General features: G+C 44.2%; 1 pseudogene. It reads left to right on the top strand.

From position 1 onward, the window contains the following. Window positions 1–423 (top strand): annotated as a pseudogene (locus tag FE783_RS37315) (LON peptidase substrate-binding domain-containing protein); the annotation flags it as partial. Window positions 424–613 lie beyond the last annotated feature (190 nt).

Here is a 613-nt window from a genome sequence, read left to right on the forward strand (position 1 = left end):
CCGGCTACTGACGACATATATCGCGTCGGGATTATTGCCAAGGCGAGGAAGATGATGAAGTTGCCGAACGGAACCATTCGTGTTCAGGTCGAAGGCATCATGCGAGCGGAAGTTGTTGAATATTTGGCAAACGACTCGTTTTACGAGGTTAATGTCCTGGAGATGCCCGAAGAAGAGTCCACCGACCCGGGGATCGACACTCTTATGCGAACGGTGCTTAGCCAGTTCGAGCATTACATCAATTTGACTAAGAAGGTTACGCCGAAGACACTTGCAGCCGTATCGGATATCAATAAGCCGGGGCGTCTTGCAGACGTCATCTGCGGCCATCTGTCCTTGGAAATTAAAGATAAGCAGAAAATCCTCGAGACGATAGACGTTAAAGAACGTCTGGAGATGCTCCTGGCCTACTTGAACAATGAATTTACCAGGATGATGGATTATCTGAGCAAATTGAAGTGATATTCAATGAACAAGGATTTTTAGGACTGACGAACAAAGATATGAAATGTGAAACCAGCACACGGGGTAGTACTAAAAAACATCGTCATGAATCTAAATTTATGACGTTGTTTTTTATGTCGAAAATGGGATAAAGTTCTTGTCATTTATG

This window comes from Paenibacillus mesophilus, assembly GCF_005938385.1.
In the GTDB taxonomy this organism is placed as follows: domain Bacteria; phylum Bacillota; class Bacilli; order Paenibacillales; family NBRC-103111; genus Paenibacillus_AB; species Paenibacillus_AB mesophilus.